Annotated in this window: 12 protein-coding genes; 9 read left to right on the top strand and 3 right to left on the bottom strand. The window is 29.2% G+C overall.

What is annotated here, in order from left to right:
* Positions 1-219 precede the first annotated feature (219 nt).
* The 4 genes from HMPREF9630_RS09050 (at position 220) to HMPREF9630_RS09035 (ending at position 4315) form a co-directional block, all read left to right on the top strand.
* Entirely contained in the window at positions 220-999 is a 780-nt protein-coding gene (locus HMPREF9630_RS09050) for an electron transfer flavoprotein subunit beta/FixA family protein (protein ID WP_009525054.1), read from the top strand.
* 9 nt (positions 1000-1008) lie between these two features.
* Positions 1009-1983, top strand: a complete 975-nt coding sequence (locus tag HMPREF9630_RS09045) for an electron transfer flavoprotein subunit alpha/FixB family protein (RefSeq protein WP_009528088.1) — start codon at positions 1009-1011, stop codon at positions 1981-1983.
* Positions 1984-2061: 78 nt separating this feature from the next.
* Positions 2062-3342, top strand: a complete 1281-nt coding sequence (gene larA, locus HMPREF9630_RS09040; protein ID WP_009528087.1) for a nickel-dependent lactate racemase — start codon at positions 2062-2064, stop codon at positions 3340-3342.
* A gap of 277 nt (positions 3343-3619) precedes the next feature.
* Positions 3620-4315: a FadR/GntR family transcriptional regulator gene (locus tag HMPREF9630_RS09035; protein WP_009528086.1), complete on the top strand. Its 696-nt coding sequence runs from the start codon at positions 3620-3622 to the stop codon at positions 4313-4315.
* A gap of 47 nt (positions 4316-4362) precedes the next feature.
* Here HMPREF9630_RS09035 and asnA read toward each other — a convergent pair whose 3' ends face one another.
* The 3 genes from asnA to nrdD all read right to left on the bottom strand — a co-directional run bounded on the left by asnA (position 4363) and on the right by nrdD (position 8814).
* Positions 4363-5349 carry an aspartate--ammonia ligase gene (asnA, locus tag HMPREF9630_RS09030; protein ID WP_009528085.1) on the bottom strand — a complete coding sequence of 329 codons (987 nt, stop codon included), beginning with the start codon at positions 5347-5349 and terminating at the stop codon, positions 4363-4365.
* Positions 5350-5760: 411 nt separating this feature from the next.
* Positions 5761-6273: an anaerobic ribonucleoside-triphosphate reductase activating protein gene (gene nrdG / locus HMPREF9630_RS09025; RefSeq protein ID WP_009528084.1), complete on the bottom strand. Its 513-nt coding sequence runs from the start codon at positions 6271-6273 to the stop codon at positions 5761-5763.
* 414 nt (positions 6274-6687) lie between these two features.
* A complete protein-coding gene (gene nrdD, locus HMPREF9630_RS09020) occupies positions 6688-8814 on the bottom strand; it encodes an anaerobic ribonucleoside-triphosphate reductase (RefSeq protein WP_009528083.1) in 2127 nt (708 codons plus the stop codon).
* A 948-nt stretch (positions 8815-9762) separates the two neighbouring features.
* Between nrdD and xdh the strand changes: the two genes are divergently transcribed.
* From xdh to HMPREF9630_RS08995, 5 genes are all read left to right on the top strand, one after another.
* On the top strand, positions 9763-12351 hold the full coding sequence (gene xdh, locus HMPREF9630_RS09015) for a selenium-dependent xanthine dehydrogenase (protein ID WP_009528082.1): 2589 nt from the start codon (positions 9763-9765) through the stop codon (positions 12349-12351).
* A 396-nt stretch (positions 12352-12747) separates the two neighbouring features.
* Positions 12748-13791 carry a YeiH family protein gene (locus tag HMPREF9630_RS09010; RefSeq protein WP_009528081.1) on the top strand — a complete coding sequence of 348 codons (1044 nt, stop codon included), beginning with the start codon at positions 12748-12750 and terminating at the stop codon, positions 13789-13791.
* Between the two features lie 240 nt (positions 13792-14031).
* The gene (locus tag HMPREF9630_RS09005) at positions 14032-15138 is read left to right on the top strand and encodes an AI-2E family transporter (RefSeq protein WP_009528080.1); all 1107 of its coding nucleotides are present in this window, start codon (positions 14032-14034) and stop codon (positions 15136-15138) included.
* A gap of 408 nt (positions 15139-15546) precedes the next feature.
* Entirely contained in the window at positions 15547-17508 is a 1962-nt protein-coding gene (locus HMPREF9630_RS09000) for a putative bifunctional diguanylate cyclase/phosphodiesterase (RefSeq protein WP_242824702.1), read from the top strand.
* A gap of 560 nt (positions 17509-18068) precedes the next feature.
* Positions 18069-22688, top strand: a complete 4620-nt coding sequence (locus tag HMPREF9630_RS08995) for a DUF7601 domain-containing protein (RefSeq protein ID WP_009528078.1) — start codon at positions 18069-18071, stop codon at positions 22686-22688.
* Positions 22689-22702 lie beyond the last annotated feature (14 nt).

The raw sequence follows: 22702 nt of genomic DNA, 5'->3' as shown, positions 1-22702 counted from the left end.
GTGAAGATAATTCATATGGAGATTTTAAGGCATATACAATTTGAGAGTGTAGATATTTTTATCCGCACTCTCAAAAAATATATAGTTTATTTATGTTGAAAAAAATAAAATATTGTTTTATTATAATGATTAGAACAGTTTTTTTAATTACGATCAATCTAAAATAATTACTTAAAAGAAAGGAGAGTATGGTATTTCAAAGTATCATACAATGAACAGATGAATATATTAGTTTGTATAAAACAGGTATTTGATGATTCTGTAGAGATTGGGTATGATGAGACATCTAATAAATTCTTGCCTGAAAATGTGGAAAAAGTAGAAAATGCGTTTGATACTTATGCACTTGAAATGGCTACAAGACTTAAAGAAAAAATAGGTGACACACATATTACGCTTTTATCTATAGGTACAGATGCTTCTAAAAATGCGTTGAAAAACGGTTTGGCTGTAGGTGGAGATGAGGCTACTGTAATTTTAAATGATAAATATCAAGATTCAGATTCATATTCAATAGCAAATGCACTTGCACAAGGAATAAAGAAAATAGAAGAAAAAATAGGCAATAAATTTGACATAATATTTTGCGGTAAAGAAACTACAGACTATACAGCAGGTCAAGTTGGAGTTATGCTTGCCAATGCTATGAATATGGGAGTTATAACAGACCTTGTCGATATAGACTATGTAGATGGAAAAGTTGTAGGAAAACACGAAACAGAAATGGGATATGATATGATAGAAGGCGTTTCTCCATGTGTTGTTACAGTTAGCAAACCTCCTTACGATCCAAGGTATGCTACTGTAAAAAATAAAATGGCAGCCAGAAAAAAAGTAATAGATGAAATATCAGACATATCACTTGATGACAGTAAGATAGTTGTTAAAAAAACATACTCACGCCCTAAAAGACAAGCCGGAGTGAAAATTGTAGGTAAAACACCTGAAGAAGCAGTAGCTCAAGCTATTTCTTTGATGAGTGATGCAAAGGTATTATAGGAGGTTTATATGTCTAATACAAATAATTTGATGGTATATATACAATGTGATGAAAATACTCCTATAAATGCGTCATTAGAAGCATTATCAAAAGGAGTAGAGCTTGGAAAAGAAAATAATCTTGATGTCATAGCAGTTTTGATAGGAAAATTTGATGAAAATACTGAAAAGATATGTAAAGATTATGGTGCAAATAAAATAATAGAAGCGGATGTTGAGCAATACAATATAAAATCATATGGAGAAATTGTAGTTAAATTGGTTAAAGAATATTCTCCAAAATTGTTTTTAGCAGGAACTACACCGGTTGCAAAAGATGTAACTGCATATGCATCTTCAAAGCTGGATATGGTAAGTTTATCCAATGTATCTGATATAAAAATGCAAGATGATTTTGAATTTACTATAGCTTTATATGGTGGAGCGGTTTTAAGAGATGCTTCTATAAATTCAGATACTACAAAATTTGCCCTTCTTAGTAGCGGGGCGTTTAAAAAAGTATTATCGCCGGTTGATAATGTGGAAATTATAAAAGAGGATTGTAGTGAACAAATAAAAGATTTATTGACAATCATAAAAGAAAGCGTAACTGAAATATCTGAGAGTGTAAATCTTGAAGAAGCTGAGATAATTGTGGCTTGTGGTAGAGGTATGGGTACACCTGAAGGATATAAATTAGTAGAAGACTTAGCAAAACAATTAGGCGGAGCAATAGGAGCTACAAGACCTGTAACTGAAAGCGGATTAGTTGCAAGAACACAACAAGTTGGACAATCAGGAAAAATAGTTGCACCTAAACTTTATATAGGTTGCGGTGTATCAGGAGCAGTGCAACACTTATCAGGAATATTAGGTTCAGACTATATAGTAGCAATTAATAAAGATGAAGATGCACCTATATTTGAAGTTGCAGATGTAGGTATAGTAGGCGATGCTATGGCAGTAATACCGCTTTTTATGGAAGAAATAAAAAAAGTAAAATAATTTTTCAGTATTAATTAAATTATTAATAATTGAGATAACTTTTTAGTAAATATCCTTAGTTTAAAGGAGAGATACAGTATGTTAATAAAATTTCCTTTTGGAAAAGAAAAAATTGAGGTAGAGTTGCCTGATTCTACTGACGTATTGGAATCAAAAGCTACAGAATATGTACCTACCAAATCACAAGAAGAGCTTGTACAAGAAGCTTTAGAAAATCCTATAGGTAGTAAGAGAGTGTCAGAATTGGCTGTAGGAAAGAAAAATATAGTTATTATAACTTCTGACCATACAAGACCTGTACCAAGTAAAGTTACTTTGCCTTTATATTTAAAGGAGATTAGAAAAAATAATCCGACTTGTGATATAACTATACTTATTGCTACAGGATTCCATAGAGAAACAACAAAAGAAGAAATGATAGACAAATATGGAGAAGATATAGTAAAAAGTGAGAAATTTGTAATCCATAAATCGCAAAATGATGAAGATATGGTATATCTTGGAAAATTACCTTCAGGAGGAGATTTGCTTATAAATAAGTTAGCTGTAGAGGCAGACTTATTGGTATCGGAAGGTTTTATTGAGCCTCACTTCTTTGCAGGATTTTCAGGTGGAAGAAAATCAATACTTCCCGGAATAGCATCACAAAAGACTGTTTTTGGAAATCACTGTGCGAAGTTTATAGCATCTGATAAATCAAGAACAGGAAATCTTGATGGAAATCCAATCCACAAAGATATGGAATTTGCAGCTAAAGAGGCTAAACTTGCATTTATATTGAATGTTGCGATAGATGCAGATAAAAAAGTTATTGCAGCATTTGCAGGAGATCCGTTTAAGGCACACGAAGAAGGCTGTGCATTTGTAAAAGGTCTTTCAGTTGTAGAAGGTACTGATGCAGATATTGTTATTACTACAAATGGAGGATATCCGTTAGATCAAAATATATATCAGTCAGTTAAGAGTATGACTGCTGCTGAAGCGTGTGCAAAACCTGACGGAATAATAATCGAAGCATCTAAATGCAACGATGGTCATGGGGGAGAATCCTTCTACCAAACATTTAAAAATGCAAAATCTGCACAAGAAGTCGAAGATACAATACTTAAAGTGAAGATGGAAGATACAATAGCTGATCAATGGGAAAGTCAAATATTGGCAAGAATATTGGCAAGACATGAAGTATTGTATGTAGCAGATGAATCAGCAAAACAAATATTGGAAGATATGCATATGCAATATGTACCTACTATCAAGGAAGCATTAGAAATAGCTCTTGAGAAAAAGGGTAAAAATGCAAAAATAGCGGTTATTCCTGAAGGAATATCTGTGATCGTAAATCCAAAATCTGCAAAATAAAAATTGTAAAGAATATTAAATTAAAGGCTATTTAAAAGGCAGACTGTTTTTCAACTGTTGAAAAAATTTATTCTTGTAGTATTTGAACTATGTGGTTGAAATCTAATTTTTTTTTCAGCGATAATTAAAATAAGCCTTTTTAATAGCCTTTAAGCTATTAATAAAAAACTGATTAAAAATGAATTATAATTATATTTTTATTAATAACTATGTAAATTAATCAAATACATTATGATGAAGAGTTATATACTATAAACTTAAAATGAGGGTGCATATCATGATAATGAAACCTATAAAAAATATAAATATTCCTAACAAGATAATGGAACAGATAAAGACAAATATAATGAATAAAGAATTAAGACCGGGAGACAGATTGCCTTCAGAAAGAGAAATAGCAGAAAAAACAGGAGCCTCAAGGGCGTCCGTAAGAGAAGCGTTAAGATCTCTGGAGATGATAGGGGTAATTAAAACCATATGGGGAGATGGCAGTTATGTAAATGACAACATAGAAGATAATTTGTCGGAATCAATAGAACTTTTATTTTCCCTAAGCGGACACAGCTATGAGCAGGTAGTGCAATTAAGACGAGCTATAGAAATAGAGACGGTATCATTGGCGGCTAAAAATGCGGATAAATCTGATATTTTAAGATTAAAAAAACTTTTTGACAAAATTGAAAATGGGAAAAATCCAACAGAAAGTGCAGAGTATGATAGACAATTTCATTATGAAATTGCGAAAATATCTAAAAATATATTTTTTACAAATCTTTTAAGAGGAGTAAACCATATAATGACATCATTTATCTTGATTACCAGAGAAAATATAATTGCCGGTGAAAATAGACCTATGATAACAAAACATCACGAGGATATAATATCAGCCATACAAGAAAACAATGAGAAGATGGCGAGAAAAGTTATGACACAACATATAGAAATGATTGAAAAATACTACAAAAGGTATTGAAAAAAGGATATACAACTTTAAAAAGTTAAAATATATCCTTTTTTATATTATAATAATTCTATTCCTAATTCTTCACATTTTTTAATATTTTTTTCATCCCAAACAGATGACTGAACTTCTCCTATATGTCGTTTTTCAAGCATATACATACATATTCTTGACTGACCGATACCACCTCCGATTGTGAGGGGAAGTTTTTCGCCTATAAGATCTTTATGGTAACTTTGTTCAAGTCTGTCTTCCTTACCGGAAATTTTTAATTGATTTAACAATGAATTTTTATCTACTCTTATACCCATACTTGAAAGTTCGATGGCATCATTCATTACAGGATTCCAAAACAGTATATCTCCGTTTAATGACCAATCATCATAATCCGGACTTCTGTCGTCGTGAGAAGCACCGTTTGAAAGTTTGCCTCCTATACCTTGTATAAATACAGCTTTTTTTTCTTTACAGATTGCCTTTTCTCTTTCCTTTGAATTTAAATCAGGGTACATATCAAGAAGTTCTTGTGACTTTATAAAATATATTTCATCCGGTAATTTTTGAGAAAAATAACCTTCATATTTTTCATTAATCATTTTTTCTGTATTTTTAAATACATCATATATTTTATTTACTATAGAATATAAATATTCTTCATTGCGATTTTCTACGCTTATGATTTTTTCCCAATCCCATTGATCTACATATATTGAATGAACTTCATCCAATTTTTCATCAGCTCTTATGGCATTCATATCTGTGTATAATCCTTCATTAAGTTTAAAACCGTATCTAAGAAGAGCAAATCTTTTCCATTTTGCAAGAGATTGCACTATTTCCAAATGTATATTGGAATCTCCTAAATCAAAAGATACAGGTTTTTCAATTCCGCTAAGATTATCATTAAGACCTGTTTCAGGTCTTACAAAAAGAGGAGCAGAAACTCTTGTTAAGTTAAGAGCTTTAGATAAATTGTTTTGAAAATAGTCTTTAACAGTTTTTATAGCTATTTGAGTCTGTTTTAAATCCATTTTTTTGTTTTGCATAAAAAAATCTCCCAATTAAAAAATCTATTTTATTTAAATTGTTTTTAGCAGTTTTGTTATTTTTTATACTTAAATAAAAGCTGATATTAATACCTGTTTAATTAATGGATATATTTATATAATTTATTTTAAGTATACTTAACTTCGCTTAGCTAATAAATTCTTAAAAACAGAAAATATCTGTTATTCTATTAACCTTTATTATAAAATTATAAAAAGTATATGAAAATAACAACTTATTATACACTTTTATATAAATTACAACAAGTATTTTTGACTATATTTTAAAAATATTGTTTTATATTAATTTTGTTTAAAAATTTTATAGATTTATCTCATATATTTGAAGTTTGAAAATATAATTATTTAAAGATTTAGGAATTTTATTAATGATATTTGTATTTTTTTAAATTATATATAGTCTGATATATCTATGATTTTACCCATTTTTAATGATTGTTGAATATCTATAATTCTTTGATTAGTGCTTCCTCTAAATTTCAATCTTAGATTTTTCAATATTTCTACATATCTTCCGTCTACAAGTATGTCACAATATGATATAATTTTTGTTTTTTCTGAATCTTCTAAAATTTCTTCATATGTATAACCTGAATATATCCATATTTTTTTGTTCACATCATCAGATGCTTTCCTTACTTGAGATAAAAAGTTACACATCTCGTCTACATTTTGTTGAAGAGGTTCTCCTCCGAGCAGGGTGAGACCGGAGACTTCATCTTCTTTTATATATTTTATTATTAAATCAATCTCTTTTTGTGTAAACTCTTTTCCGTACGAAAAATCTTGGTATTCTTTGTTAAAACAGTTATAGCAGTTATGTGTGCAGCCGGTAAAAAATACGCTTGTTCTTATTCCCAGACCGTTTGATATATCATAATGTCTTATTTGTGCATATTTCATAACAATTCCTACTTTTTATAAATTTATACAAAAACCTAATTAGATACTGAAAAATTTTTATTTTATACTAAACTCTATTACAAATTATAAAATTTAGATAATTTGTTGTTTCGAAAAAATATAAATTTTTAAACATATAATTGTAATGTATTTTTAATTAGTGTTTAGTATAAGATATGATTATACTATTATCCAATGAAACGTAGATACTTTTAATATAATACTCAGATATATTTTGCTTTAGGCAATTTTTTATAAATATCTGTTTTTAAGATATTTATAAAAAATTAAAGGAGTACGTTTAATTTTGTACCCCTTTTAATTTAATACTAAATTTGAGATAAATAAGCTGTTTACAAATATTTAAAGATATTTATTATAGTAGCTGTAGTGAAGCAAATTGGGTGTAAACAATTATAAATGCATTACTCTGTCTTTTATATCTTTTGTTCTTCCTTTTGACCAGTAATTTTCTCCCAAGTATCCGCAAGTACGTCTTACTACATTCATTTTTTGCATATCTTTATTGTGACACTGTGGGCATTCCCATTCTAAATCATCATTTACTATAATTTCACCATCATAGCCGCATACTTGACAGTAGTCAGACTTCGTGTTAAATTCTGCATAAGTTATATTGTTGTACATAAAATCTATTACAGATTCTATAGCTTCTATATTGTTTGTCATATTAGGTATTTCTATATATGATATGCAGCCACCTGTTGATATTTTTTGAAAATCGGATTCAAGTTTTAGCTTATTAAATGCATCTATCTCTTCTGATGGTGTTACGTGATATGAATTAGTGTAATAACCTTTATCTGTAACGCCTTCTATTATTCCGAAGTTTTCTGCATCTATTTCACAAAGTCTACCGGCAGTTGATTCGCTTGGTGTACCATATAATGTAAATGCCAATCTTGTTTCCAATTTCCATTTATCTGCTCTACTCTTCATAAAATTAAGTATATCAAGTGCAAATTGATGTCCTTCATCTGTTGTTATAGAATCGTCTAACATAGCATATACAGCTTCATGTAAACCTATATATCCGACAGATATTGTAGCATAACCGTCTAAAAATAATTTTCCTATTTTTTCGCCTTGCTCTAATCTTGCTATTGCACCATATTGCCAATGTATAGGTGATACATCTGACGGTTGATTTTTAAGCAGATTATATCTTAGAAGTCCCATTTCTTTTATTAAATTAAGTCTTTCTTCGAGTATGTTGTAAAATAGGTTTTTATCTTTGTTTGCAAGTATAGCTACTTGTGGTAAGTTAAGTGTCTGCACTCCTATGTTCAACCTACCTTCAAATTTATATTCGCCATTTTCATCTTTGTAAGCAGGTAAAAAACTTCTACAACCCATAGGAGAAAATGTATTGCCTTCATATATCTCCGACATTTTTTTCTCGCTTATATAGTCAGGATACATTCTTTTAGCTGTACATTTTGCAGCTAATTTAGTAAGATAATAGTATTTTCCGCCTTTTGTTGTGCTTTCATTCAGAACGTATACAAGCTTTGGAAAAGATGGAGTTATTTTTACTCCGACTGCATTTTCGATTCCTTCTATCCTTTGATTCAAAACTTCTTCTATTATCATTGCCATTTCGTCTTCATACGGCATACCTTCCTTTATATCCATAAACATGGTTACAAAAGGGGCTTGACCGTTTGTAGTAAGTAGTGTATTTACCTGATATTGTATAGTTTGGATTCCTGATTGAAGTTCTTTTTTTGTGAGTTTGGAAGCTATTTTTTTTGCAGTTTCTTCATCTTTTACATCATCTATTATGCTGTTGTAGTATTTTTTGTATGAAATAGGTAAAAATTGGGCTAAATGCTTTAAATCTACTGATTGACCACCATACTGATTACTTGCAACCTGTGCGATTATCTGTGTCAAAACTGTACAAGCTACCTGAAAAGAGCGTGGCTTTTTGATTTGTTTTTTATTTATAACAGTTCCGTTTTCAAACATATCACCTATGTTTATAAGGCAACAATTTGTCATTGGCTGAAGGATATAATCCATGTCATGTATATGAATGCTTGCGTTTTTATGAGCTTGTACAAGATGAGCAGGGATTAATTTTCTCATTGCAATATCTTTTGATATCTCACCTGCCAACAAATCCCTTTGAGTAGAGTTGAGGATAGCATCTTTATTGGAATTTTCATTTATTACTTGCTCATTTGTTCTATCTATAAGAGTCATTATATTTTCATCTGTAGTATTATTTTCTCTTTGATATTTTCTTACAGCCTTATAAGCTTCATATACCTGTGCTGTTGTATTTTGACCGTGAGCTATAAGTTTGTTGAAAACTTTGTCTTCTATTGTAAATATAGAAATTTTCGTTATATTCTCGTTTACACATTCACTATATATTTCTTTTGCGACATCTACAGCAATTTGATATGAGTAGATACCGCTACCATATTTCATAGCTTTTTCAATAGCTCTGACTATTCTTTGTTTATCGAAATCTACTTCTTTCCCATTTCTTTTTATAACTTTAATTTGCATTTTAATCCCCTATCCGTTTTTTATCGAAGCAAATCTATATTTAAAAATAATAAAAACATCAAATATATTCTTTAAATCACAATTCTCTAAACTAATTTCATAGACGTTGTGTCAGTATTGATAATGTATTAAATATGCCGTATTATTAAGTAAATTATGAAATTAATTTATGCTTAGAAATTATTTACAGAAAATTACAAGAGTTTTATAAAATATATCAATTTTATAAAAAGTAAAAAATATTTTAAAACCTTTTCTTTAAAAGTAAATCAAAGTGCAATATGTCGTAATAATTTTTATGTAATAGTATAACGCACTTTCTAATACACAATATTTTGTTAAATTTTAATATTAGAATACTATATATTGTGTGCTATAATATTTTACTACAAATTTTTTTAAAATCAATTATTGACTTTTTTAAAAATTTGTAGATACATTGCAATTATCTATTTTGTTATTAAAAAAAATTTTTGATATATTATTTAAAACTTTTTATTTAAAATTTTAAGCGAGCAATTTTATAAATATAGTATGTTTATTTTTATAATTATCGTAATGATAAAAAATGGATAAAATATTTATAACACCTTGATATAAGGGTTTGAAAACAAAAAATCATTATTTATTTTTTTTATATTTTATGTTAATATATATTAAACAATTGCAAATTTATTTATATCATATAAAAAATTTGTGTACACAAAAATTTAAATTAAAAAACTATACTATTTGTCTTTATGAGTGCAAATGAATTTAGAATATTATTTTTTTGCACAACTGATTAAACGAGAGTTTTATCAGTGTATATTTTAAATTCGTTGGATAAATTATTGTATTGTTTTTTAAGCAACTAAATTTTTGTATTTACATGAAAGATTTATATATTATTATGTGATTGTATAAAAATAATAATATTATTGGGAGATAATAAAAGGGGAGATAATTATGCCTGAAACTTATAGTTTTACGGTCAATGGTAATGTGATTGAGACTGATAAAGACAAGTCGCTTTTAAGGTTTCTTAGAGATGATATGAAGCTTAAATCAGTAAAAGACGGATGTAGTCAAGGTGCTTGCGGAACTTGTACAATAATAGTAGATGGCAAAGCTACAAGAGCCTGTATATTGACAACTAAACGAGCGGTAGGAAAAAATATTATAACAGTTGAAGGTCTTAGTGACAGAGAAAAAGAAGCGTTTGTATATGCTTTTGGTGCAAAGGGAGCTGTACAATGCGGATTTTGTATACCTGGAATGGTTATATCAGGAAAAGCCTTGATTGATACCAATCCGGATCCTAATGAAGATGAAATAAAAGAGGCGTTAAAAAATAATATATGCAGATGTACAGGTTATAAAAAGATAATCGAAGGAATACAATTAGTTGCAAAAATCCTAAGAGGGGAAAGCAGTATAGATGAAGAACTTGAAAAAGGCCATAAATATGGTGTAGGAGATAATGCTTTCAGAATTGATGTGCGTGAAAAAGTTCTTGGATATGGAGAATATGTAGATGATGTTGAAATAGATGATATGTTACACGTTTCAGCCGTAAGAACAAAATATCCGAGAGCTAAGATTATAGATATAGATTTTTCTGAGGCACTCAAATTAGATGGAGTAGTAGCAGTATTAACAGCAGAAGATGTACCGAATAATAAAGTTGGACATATACAGCAAGATTGGGATGTAATGATTGCAAAAGGTGATATTACGAGATGCATGGGAGATGCCATATGTTTGGTTGTTGCAGAAAGTGAAGAAATACTTAAAAAAGCAAAACCTCTTGTAAAAATTGAATATGAAGTTTTAGAACCTGTAAGAAATATAGATGAAGCTATGAAGGAAGATGCACCTAAGTTACATCCTAACGGCAATTTGTGTCAAAGCAGACACGTTACTAGAGGTAACGCTAAAGAAGCTATTGCAAACTCTAAATATGTAGTTACTCGTACTTATGATACACCTTTTACGGAACATGCGTTTTTAGAACCGGAATGTGCTATAGCTTTTCCTTACAAAGATGGTGTAAAGATATACAGCTCAGATCAAAGTGTTTTTGATACGAGAAAAGAAGTATCTATAATGTTAGGTTGGGATAAAGAAAGAATAGTTGTAGAAAATAAACTTGTAGGTGGTGGATTTGGCGGAAAAGAAGATATGTCAGTTCAGCATATAGCTGCTCTTTGTGCAGTGAAATTACAAAGAACTGTAAAAGCCAAGTTTACGAGAGATGAATCATTGGCATTTCATCCGAAACGTCATGCAATGCATGGAACATTTACCCTTGCTTGTGACGAAAACGGTATATTTACAGGCCTTGATTGTGATATATATTTTGATACAGGTGCATATGCTTCATTATGTGGGCCTGTATTGGAACGTGCCTGCACGCATTCAGTAGGTCCATATTGTTATCAAAATACGGATATAAGAGGATACGGTTATTATACAAATAATCCCCCTGCCGGAGCTTTTAGAGGTTTTGGTGTATGCCAAAGTGAGTTTGCATTGGAGTCAAATATAAATATACTCGCAGAAATGGTAGGAATATCTCCATGGGAGATAAGATATAGAAATGCTATAGAGCCTGGAAAAGTACTTCCTAACGGACAGATAGCAGATTGTTCAACAGCACTTAAAGAAACACTTGATGCGGTAAAAGATGTGTATGAAAAGAATTATCCGAATGCAGGTATAGCTTGTGCTATGAAAAATGCAGGTGTTGGAGTTGGACTTCCTGACACAGGACGTGCAAAATTAATAGTAAATGACGGAATTATTGAAATTTATTGCGGAGGTTCTGAGATAGGGCAAGGTTGTGCTACGATTTTTATACAAATGGCTGCAGAAACTTTAAATATGCCTAAGTCAAAATTTAAAAATATGGGTTGTAATTCTGAGATTGCACCTGATTCAGGAACTACATCAGGTTCAAGACAAACACTTATAAGTGGAGAAGCTGTAAGACGTGTATCATCATTACTTAAAAATGATCTCGATAAGGTAGACGGAGATTTAAGCAAACTCGATGGAAAAGAATATTATGATGAGTATTTTGAGCCTACAGATAAATTAGGTGCAGATGTACCTAATCCGAAATCACACGTTGCTTACGGTTATGCGACTCATGTTGTTATATTGGACGATGATGGCAAGGTAAAAGAAGTTTATGCTGCACATGATTCAGGGAAAGTTGTAAATCCTATATCTATACAAGGACAAATTGAAGGTGGAGTGCTTATGTCGCTTGGATATGCACTTACGGAAGATTTTAAACTTCAAGATTGTGTTCCTAAATCAAAATTTGGTACATTAGGTCTTATGAAATCAATAGATATACCGAAAATAAATGCTATATATGTAGAAAAAGACGAATTGCTCGGAGTTGCATATGGTTCAAAGGGAATAGGAGAAATAGCCACAATACCTACTGCACCGGCAGTTCAAGGAGCATATTATGCGAGAGATCATAAGTTAAGACCAAAACTACCTATGGAAGACACATTCTATACAAATAAAAAGAAAAAGTAAAATTTTGGTAAAATTTTTACTTAAATACATTATAAATTATATATTGCAGTTAATTAAGAAATCAGTGCTTTATTATTTGAGCACTGATTTTTTATTGAAAAAATAATTATGAGGTAGTATAATTTAAATTGCAATTTTAGAATTTTGTTTTTAATGAAAGATTATATCAATATTAAACTAAAATACTAATATATTAGGTTATAAAGTTGTATATTTTTAAATTTTTGCTATTGTTTTATATTAAAAAATAATAAGTTTAATAATACATTTATTTTATAGTTATTTTACGATATCTACTATTTGTTATGCAATATTATGGATTTCATTTTTTATAAATATATATTTTATTGAAAATAAGATTTATTGAAAAATTTAGCTTTAAAAGGAGTGAATAAGATGAGTAAAAATATTAAAGGTGTTTTAATGTGCATACTGATAGCTGTTCCTGCATGGATACTCGGAAATATTAAGCCTGTAATAGGTGCTCCTGTATTTGCCATACTGTTCGGTATGATAATAGGTATATTTTTTAAGGATAAGGGCGATTTTTTGAGTGGCATTGCATTTACATCTAAAAAAGTATTACAATATGCCGTTATATTGTTAGGATTCGGACTCAACTTAAAGACGGTTTTATCTGTTGGAGCTACCTCATTGCCTATAATATTATCTACTATACTTACATCGCTTATAGTTGCTTATTTTATGTCTAAATTGTTTAAAATAGATACTAAGATAGCCACACTAATAGGTGTAGGTTCATCTATATGTGGAGGTTCTGCAATAGCGGCTACTGCTCCGGTGATAGATGCTGATGATAGTGACATTGCTCAGGCAATATCAGTTATATTTTTATTTAATTTGATAGCGGCACTTATCTTTCCTACAATAGGAATGATATTGGGATTTTCTAATGACGGTTTTGCACTTTTTGCAGGAACTGCTGTAAATGATACATCTTCTGTAACTGCTACTGCATCAGCTTGGGACAGTATACATAATACAGGTTCATTAGTATTGGATAAAGCGACCATAGTTAAACTTACGAGGACTTTGGCTATAATACCTATAACATTGACACTTGCAATATATAGAGCAAAAAAAACAGCAGATAAAAACGCATCTATAGATATAAAGAAGATATTTCCTATGTTCATATTATATTTTGTTATTTGTTCGTTTGTTACAACTTTAGCAGAGGTTTTGATAGGAAATAATGTAATAAATCAGAATATGGCAGTATATGTTCATGAGTTTTTCCACATTGCTAAAAAATTGAGCAAATTTTTTATAGTTATGGCAATGTCTGCTATAGGGCTTAATACTGATATAGTAAAACTTATAAAATCAGGCATAAAACCCATGATATTGGGTAGTTGCTGTTGGTTATCAATTATAATAATGAGTATAAGTATTCAAAAAATAATAGGTGTTTTTTAGAATGTATACAAATAAACACTGAGAAAAATATTTGTTTATATTATTTATATGAAAATATGCCTATAAAAATAATTCTATTATACTTTTTTTGTTTAGAGAAAATAAATAATTCTATTGCAAAATTTGTGAAAACTAATATAATAGTGATTGTAAAGTAATTTATGGAAAGCTTATATACATAATTAGGTAATTTTGATATATATATTTTATTTTTATTATAAAAGTTGAGGCTGTTTTTTTATGGATAATTGTAGCTATAAGAAGATATTAAAACTTATAATAATTGCAAATTTATTATTTTTTTCATTGGCTAATTTGACAAATATATATAATATTGTAGGAAATATACTAAATTTGTTCATTCCGGTTATAGTTGGGATATGTATAGCATTTATCCTTAATATCCCTATGATGTTTTTTGAAAAATTGATTGGGAGAATAATTAGAGGACAAGGTACATATAGGTTTCAGGCTATATTTATAACGATAATTGTATTTATATTTTCAATATATTTTATAACATCTATGATAATTCCGGAGATTGCAAACAGTATAAATGAAATTAGTACGAAATTGAATAGTGTGGATTCGGTGGAGTCTTTTTTAAAGCTACATGGTAATTTAAAAATATTTGACAATATCGGCATAGACATATCATCTATGATTGACAGTGCAGTTAATTTTATAAAAAAATCTTCGGTTCTTTATGCATCTACTACGATTCAATCCATACTTTCTTTAACTGCAACTTTTTTTAGCGGATTGATAAGTTTATTCATTGGGATAGTTTTTTCTATATACATACTTGCACAAAAAGAAAACTTGATTGAGCAAGCAAAAAGATTAATACTGGCTATATTCGGAAATGAACGTTCAGAACATATAGTTGAATTTTTTAAAGTTGTAAATACTTCATTTTCAGGATTCATTGCAGGACAAGGCACTGAATCTGTGATACTTGGCTTTTTATTTCTAATATCTATGAGTTTGCTTGGTATACCAAAAGCTATTCCAATATCTGCAATAATAGGAGTTTTTTCTTTAGTTCCATTGTTTGGTGTTGCAATAGCTTGTGTGTATGGAGTATTATCCATAGTGATAGTAGAACCTATAAAAGCATTGTGGTTTTTAATATTGTTTTTAATATTACAACAATTGGAAGGGAATTTGATATATCCGAGAGTTGTAGGAAAATCCGTAGGCTTGCCGGGTATATGGGTGCTTTTTGCAATAACAGTTATAGGAGGATTTGCAGGATTTTTAGGAATGATAGTTGCAGTACCGACAATGTCGGTTATATATACATTGGTTGAAAGATTTGTAAACAATAGGTTAAATAGATTGTAATACATTAATAATGAAAGGGATATTATGGGTTATAAAATAAAAAAAGTTATTCTTTTTATAATTGCCATAAGTTTTGTTTTATATCAAATAGCAGCATTTCGCAAGATTAATTATGCTATCGATATAAGTAAATCTATAAATAGCTTAGCGATAAGTATATTTATTTTTTTTAATTTAAAAAATGGCAAAGAAAAAAATAATTTAATATATTTTTTAATAGGAGTATTTGTATTTCTTGCCTTTGTCACAGATATGGGATATGTTATGCTTAGATTCAAGTTTCTTCCATATGTTTTTGTGAAAAGTCTAATTGATATGATATACTTGATAATACCTTTTGTTATTGCAACCGTGTGTTTTTTTATAATAAAATCAGAGTGGTCCTGTGTCGATAAGAAGCAATCTTTTATGAACTTTATATTGCTTTTTATATGTTCATACTATATGCTTAGAGGCATAATAAATATTATGTTTCCGAGAATATTGCTGTCGCTTGGAGATTTAAACATAATTTTTACATCTATAACATTATCAATGTTATTACTTACTCTTATAATACTGCTATCATCTAATTCACAAAAGATAATATTTTCAAATTTTATGACAGGAGTTACAGTTTCTTTGATTATATTTTCTGTGGTTGGTTCGGTATTTGTATATCAAGCTTCTACTATATCTTACAGTTCTACCGTATTATTAGACGTATTGTATGTAATACCTATAAATATTATAGCAATAGCTGTATATTTATATCATAGAAAAGAAAATAGCAGTATTGTTTCAAATGATAAAGATGAAAGTATAAAATATACACTAAATAGATCAAGCGGATATATAGTTACTTTGATATTGTTCGTTATTATGGTAACTGATGTGGTTTTATACAGGCTGAAAGCACTTTCAAATTCACAAATTTTGGTAGCATTTTTTGCAATGATAGTATATTTGCTTATAGCACTATATTATACGAGCCTTAAAGAAAACAAGATCTTGTTGGAATCTCAATTACAGATAAATTATGAGCTTGAAAAAAGAGTATATGAAAGAACTAAAGAATTAGAAGAAAAAAATAAGGAATTTTTAAAAATAATAAATACGGATTCCTTAACTATGCTTGGCTCAAGAAAATATCTTATGGATATATTAGATTCATATGATGAATATCCTATAGAGAATGTAATAATTTTTATCATAGATATATTAAATTTTAAAATTATTAACAATACTTCAGGACATAAAACAGGAGATATGGTTTTAAAGGAAGTATCACGAAGGTTGAAGAATATATTCAAAGGGGAAAAAGTATTTCGAACGGATTCTAATGAGTTTGCAGTATTAATACAAGATAATAAAAATATGTCTCAGTTAGAAGATATAGCACAAAACATTACATTGGAATTGACAAATCTAATATATATAGATACGGATTTCATAAATATCGATGTAGCAATAGGTTGTTGCAAGTATGAAAGAAATATGGCAAATTATTCGGAATTATTAAAAAATGCCGAATATGCTTCAAAAGAAGCTAAGATTGATTATAAGTCATTCAACAACTATAGATTTTATGATCAGGAAATGGCTGATAAGATAAACAGGAAGATTACTATAGAAGGGCTTTTGAGAACTATAAACTATGATGATGAGTTTGCGATGTTTTTTCAGCCTCAATTCAGCATAGATGGAAGTGAATTGATAGGTATGGAATCATTACTTAGATGGAACAGTCCTGTTTTAGGCAATGTTTCACCGGGAGAATTTATAGCCATAGCGGAAGAGAGCAATGCGATATTAAAAATAGTTCAATGGACTATAAAGAAATCATCGGAACAGATAAAAGAATGGAATTTAAAATATAATAAGAATTACAGAATATCCATAAACATATCGCCTAAATATCTTAAAAATTATGATTTTTTAAGTGAAGTAAAGTATTTTGTAGATGTAAAACATATAAATCCTGTTTGGCTGGATTTTGAAATGACAGAAATGAGCGTAATGCAAGCAGGAGAGTCTATATGTAATCTTTTTGATAAACTTCACAACATGGGAATAAATATAAGTATAGATGATTTCGGTACAGGATATTCATCACTAAGTTATATCAAAAATTTCAATATAGATAAGATAAAAATATCTAAAGAACTTGTAGATAATATAGTTACTGATAAAAATGAATATATGATAGTAAATGCCATAATAATGATGTCGAAAGGTCTGAAATTGGAAACAATAGCAGAAGGTGTTGAAGAAAAAGAACAAAAAGATATATTATTGGAGCTTGGATGTGATCAGATACAGGGATATTATTACGGCAGACCGGTTAATGCACAAGAGTTTGAAAAAACATATTTGATAAATAGAATATAAAATAAAAAACTTATAATTTATTATAAGTTTTTTATTTTTTGCTATAAATTTTGAAATATTCAATACTAAGTACTAATTAAAACTGTATTATAATTATATTATCTAAAAAATCATATTTTTTTAAATTGAAAAATATATAAAAATTAGAAATTTTATATTTTGTAATAGTGTTTTAGTATTAAATTATAAAATAATAGAAAATTTTATTTTTTTACAAGTTTATAAAAATATGATTTGAAAATATCTTTTTTTAAAATATATGTTGATAAAATAAAAATAATATGGTACACTTTAAATAAGTAAAAGGGACTATTTTTAGAAATGAAATGGTATTGTTGTAATATAAAGTGTTTATTTAAACCATTTTTTTTGTTAAATATGTTTCAGCAGACTTTAACGTATTTCAGTACAGCAAAAATCTGATAAAATTTTATTAACAATTGATACTAAAACCGTGTTTTAAGTAAAATATTGAAAGTTATTATAAAAATATAATGTGAATTATATGATATTTTTTAATATTTTTAAATCGAAAACTGGTTAAAAGAAAGGAGAGAAGAATGAAACAAAAAAGTAAACCGATCAGATTATTGAGCTTTATATTAACTTTTATTTTACTGATAGGAAGTATATCGGTTCCAAAAAATTTATATGCGGATGAATCCGACGATGTGAGTGGTATATTAGAAAAAGATGTTATTTTAATGCAGGACGGAAATATAGTTCCTGAGGGTGGAAGTATAGTTATGGACAAAAACTTCCAGTTAAAAGTAAGTATAAATGTACCTGTTAAAAAATCGGATCCTGCGCCCCTTAAATATGTCAAACATGGAGATAAAGCTAAGATAAAAATAGGGAAAGGTATAGATATAAAGGATATAAATAATTCTTTTGAATTAAAAGATGATAGAGAAAAGATAAAAATAGGAACGGCAAAATATACAAAAGATGGAGATACTCTTTTCTTAAATATATCTTTTGACGGAAGTAAAGATTTTTTTGAAAATGCCAATAAATTGCAGTTTTCAATCAGTGATACATTTATGATAGATAAGCAGGTAATACCTGCATATACGGAAGTGTATATATTGGGCAAAAAATATAAAACTGTTCCGGGAGAAGGGTATATATCAATAGAAAAAACAGGAAAAGCAGACTATAACGATGCAACTGTAGAATGGACAGTAAATATAAAGAAAAATTCATATAAAGATGAGGCTGAATTAAAAGATTTTTTATTTTACGATGATTTAAAAACTGTCGGAGATTATGTAAAAGGCAGTTTTAAAGTTGGTGAAAATGCTGTGCCGGAAGATTCCATTGAATGGAATGACATATCTAAAGAATTAAAATATAAGTTTAAGGACACAGATAAAACACCACTTACAATCAAGTTCAAGACTCAAATAGGTGCAGAGTTTTACTCCACTCCGGCTGAGTATCAAACAGCTGTCAAAAACAACCAAAAGTTAACACTTACAAAAGAAAATACAGCTAAAATTCTTAAAAATGATAAAGAATATGCTCAAGATAATTCGGCAGTAACGATTGACAGAATGTGGATGAAAAAGTCTGCAAAAGGAAGCACAGCCGAATATTATAAGGAAAATAACGATTATTATATAGATTGGGTAATAGAGTTCAACAGTGAGAGAAAATCATTAAAGAATGTAAAAATAGAAGATAAATTACCTCAAGATTATTATAATAGCGGTACAAAACTTGAATTTGTAAGTGCTATATTGGAAAAAGAAGTATTAAAAGACGGAAAATATGAAAAAGAAAGTAAAAATATAACACCGGAAAATAATAATTCTATTTATAATGTAGGAAATATAGACGGCAAGATAAAACTTACTATAAAATCCAAGATTTTAAATTATACGGATAATTTGGAAACAGGTCCGTCAAAAAGATTTTCGAATATAGGTGTTATAACTTGGGGTTACGAAGGGCAACTGAAGTTGAATGATCAAAAAGCGGTTACAATAGGTAATCCTTTAATTAAAAAAAGAGCGGTAAAAAAAGACGGAAATTATACAGGGCAAGAAATCACGTGGAATATAAAAGTTGAAGGAGATAAAAATATAAGAATAACGGATAAAACATATGTCTATGATATGATGATTTTTGATCCTGATGCAAATTTGGAGAATATCCGAAAAGGAAATTACCAAATACGTAAAAATGATGAAACACCTGTAATTTCTTTGAACGGAGTGAATATTGGTACAACTGAAGGAAAACAAAGTCTTCTTCCAAAAGATGCTCAAGGAAATATACAAATGAACTGGATAAAATTCCAGAAATATACGGATAAATTTGAAGTTAAATCTCCGGTAGGACAAAACATAGAACATAAAACATATAAGATTTATGTAGATAATGCAGATAATGAAGAAAATTATCATGTATATGCAGGAGATTTGTTGGAAGTATCCAATTTAAATCAAGACAGTATGAATGAATTTACATTTACAACTGTAATAACGGATCATAGAATATTATTAAATGCTCTTCAACAGGGAACAAGCGGACTGAAATTTAACAAAAATTTCAATATATCATATATGTTCACAGATAAAAAATTTGTTAAAAGTGCAGAAGATTGGCCGTTATATAAAGCGAGGATGCTTGAAAAGCAAGCTCTACCTGCAATAAATTCAGATGTAATAAAATCAAATTATAACGATATTGATAAAATTAATGACAATATATTCGACAATAATACAAATACACCTATAGATAATAGAAAAAACTCATTTAATACAAAAACAAATTCTGCTATATTCAGACTCAGCATAAATGCGGCTGGTATAGATAATACAGCCGGCAATAATGTAATCGGAGATATAGTGGTGGAAGATATGTTGCCTGAAGGTTGGGAACTTACTGAAATAGTTGCAGGTAAAAATTATTTGTTATATGAGGGAGAGAGATTTGTTTCTTATACCAATGAAGACAACAAAGATGCAACGGTAAAGGCTGTAAAATATACAGATGTAGACAGCAGTGATTTTCAAGATAAACTTATCACTGATTTTTCGGATGTTAACAAACCTAAATTTACTTTCAAGAAAATAACAAAACCGTATGTTATTTTGTTAGAGGCTAAACCTAAGGATGCAAATAAATTTTATAAAGAGATAAGAAATATTGCGACAGTTAATATTAGAAAAAGTTTTTTAAGTGATGATCAAGTTATAGATACTACCAACCCTAAATTTTATGATAAATTTATAAGTGATGAGAGTAATATTGAAAATGGTTATTTGGAATGGACGATTCAATATGACCCGAATAATTATTTGACGAAAGATGAGATTGTTATAGCCGATAAACTCGGAAGCGGACTGGAAATAAGAAGAGAGCCTTATACAAATGATTTACAATTTGACGGTAAAAATTATAAAATTGTAGAAGGCAAAATTGTAAATAAAACTGAATCTGGAAAACCTGTTAAAGCTTTTGAACAAACAGCACTTCATACAGAAAAAGAATATTTGGAGAAATATATAAAATATGACAGAAACAGTAGACAACTAAGTTTCACCATACCTGATAAAAATAAAGCGTATCAGTTTATGTATATTACGGATGTCTATGGAGAAACGGGAGATGCGGTTAATAATAAAGCATTCATTCAGGGAGAAGGAGACGTTGACTCTGTAGATAAGAGATATGTGATTCCTAACAGAGCTATAGATATAAATAAATCTATAGTTGCCGAGTTGAATATAAAAAAGGTTGACGGAAATGATAAACCGTTAAAAGGCGTAGAATTTGAATTAAAATCTGTAGACGGGCTCTATGTGGCTTCTAAAACTACGGATGAAAATGGAGAAATTATTTTTGAACGTTTAAAATTCGGTAAATATAAGCTGAAAGAAATTAAAACATTAGACGGTTATATTCCGGATACAAAAGAGTATAATGTCACTATTATAAAATTAAAGGACAATTATGAAATAGATATAGAAACGGACGGAAATACCAATATAAGAAAAGATAAAAATAAAATAACCGTAATAAACAGACAGATAGTACCGTCTACTACATCGGCAACACTTTTTGTAAATAAGCGAGTTGAAGGTAAGTGGGCTGATAAAAATGACATTTTTAAATTTAAAGTTGAGTTTAAATATAAAGACGGTACACCTTTTGACGGTATGTTCGATTATTATTTGAACGGAATAACAGGCAAGATAGGTAATAATGGTGAATTTGAGTTAAAAGACGGCGATAATATAACAATAAAGGAAATACCTACAGAAATTAATTATATATTGACAGAAACTGATTACAAGGATTATATACCTTATGAAAAGGTCAAATCAGGAACAATAACTACAAAACCTCAGTTGCAAAGAGTTGAGTTTGTCAATAGAACTACTACACATGGACAGCTGAAAATAGAAAAAGAAGTGTCCGGTTCTGTCGACGACAAATCAAAAAAATTTAAATTCAGATTCAATATAGGAAATGATCCTGATAAGAATTATACCTATGAATATAAAGGTTCTGACGGAGAAATAATTAAAGGATATATAAAAGCAAAAGACACCATAGATCTTTCAGATGGAGAATATATAATAATTAAAGGTATAAAATTCAATACAACTTATGAAGTAAGTGAAGATGTTGATAATAATTATACTACAACTGTTAACGGAAAAGACGGTAGAGAAGAAAAAGGAACTGTTGTAACAGAAGAAGGAGACATTGTAAAATTTGTAAATACTCGAATTGTAACACCTCCTGGACCTAATACTCCTGATGATCCTACACCGCCTAAACCTACAGATCCTACTCCAAATACACCGCCTGACAGACCGGATAGACCTGAAAAACCGGATAAACCGGACAGACCTGAAAAACCGAATTTACCTACACCGTCAATACCGAGTTATCCGATAGATGATACACCGAATCCTAACGATCCTAATTCGCCTGATAATATAGTAGTATCAGATGAAGACGGAGTACCGCTTGGAACATATACTAAGAGAGAAAATCCTGACGGCAGTATAGAATATGTAGATGAAGACGGAGTACCGCTTGGAGATTCGAAATTAGTCAAAACAGGGAATGAATTTCCTCAAGGAACATTAATTATGACTTCTATTTTATCACTATTCGGACTTATAATATTAAGACGATATAGAAAAAATGATAGATAGATTAAAAAGGAAAA

Origin of the sequence: Peptoanaerobacter stomatis (genome assembly GCF_000238095.2) — a bacterium.
In the GTDB taxonomy this organism is placed as follows: domain Bacteria; phylum Bacillota; class Clostridia; order Peptostreptococcales; family Filifactoraceae; genus Peptoanaerobacter; species Peptoanaerobacter stomatis_A.
The sequence above is the reverse complement of the archived record's forward strand: the minus strand, read 5'-3'. Positions and strand labels throughout refer to the sequence as shown.

Bases quoted from the DNA above. Each gene is read 5' to 3' on its own strand.
- HMPREF9630_RS09050 (WP_009525054.1), top strand. From the start codon at position 220: ATGAATATATTAGTTTGTATAAAACAGGTATTTGATGATTCTGTAGAG.
- HMPREF9630_RS09045 (WP_009528088.1), top strand. From the start codon at position 1,009: ATGTCTAATACAAATAATTTGATGGTATATATACAATGTGATGAAAAT.
- larA (WP_009528087.1), top strand. From the start codon at position 2,062: ATGTTAATAAAATTTCCTTTTGGAAAAGAAAAAATTGAGGTAGAGTTG.
- HMPREF9630_RS09035 (WP_009528086.1), top strand. From the start codon at position 3,620: ATGATAATGAAACCTATAAAAAATATAAATATTCCTAACAAGATAATG.
- asnA (WP_009528085.1), bottom strand. From the start codon at position 5,349: ATGCAAAACAAAAAAATGGATTTAAAACAGACTCAAATAGCTATAAAA.
- nrdG (WP_009528084.1), bottom strand. From the start codon at position 6,273: ATGAAATATGCACAAATAAGACATTATGATATATCAAACGGTCTGGGA.
- nrdD (WP_009528083.1), bottom strand. From the start codon at position 8,814: ATGCAAATTAAAGTTATAAAAAGAAATGGGAAAGAAGTAGATTTCGAT.
- xdh (WP_009528082.1), top strand. From the start codon at position 9,763: ATGCCTGAAACTTATAGTTTTACGGTCAATGGTAATGTGATTGAGACT.
- HMPREF9630_RS09010 (WP_009528081.1), top strand. From the start codon at position 12,748: ATGAGTAAAAATATTAAAGGTGTTTTAATGTGCATACTGATAGCTGTT.
- HMPREF9630_RS09005 (WP_009528080.1), top strand. From the start codon at position 14,032: ATGGATAATTGTAGCTATAAGAAGATATTAAAACTTATAATAATTGCA.
- HMPREF9630_RS09000 (WP_242824702.1), top strand. From the start codon at position 15,547: ATGAACTTTATATTGCTTTTTATATGTTCATACTATATGCTTAGAGGC.
- HMPREF9630_RS08995 (WP_009528078.1), top strand. From the start codon at position 18,069: ATGAAACAAAAAAGTAAACCGATCAGATTATTGAGCTTTATATTAACT.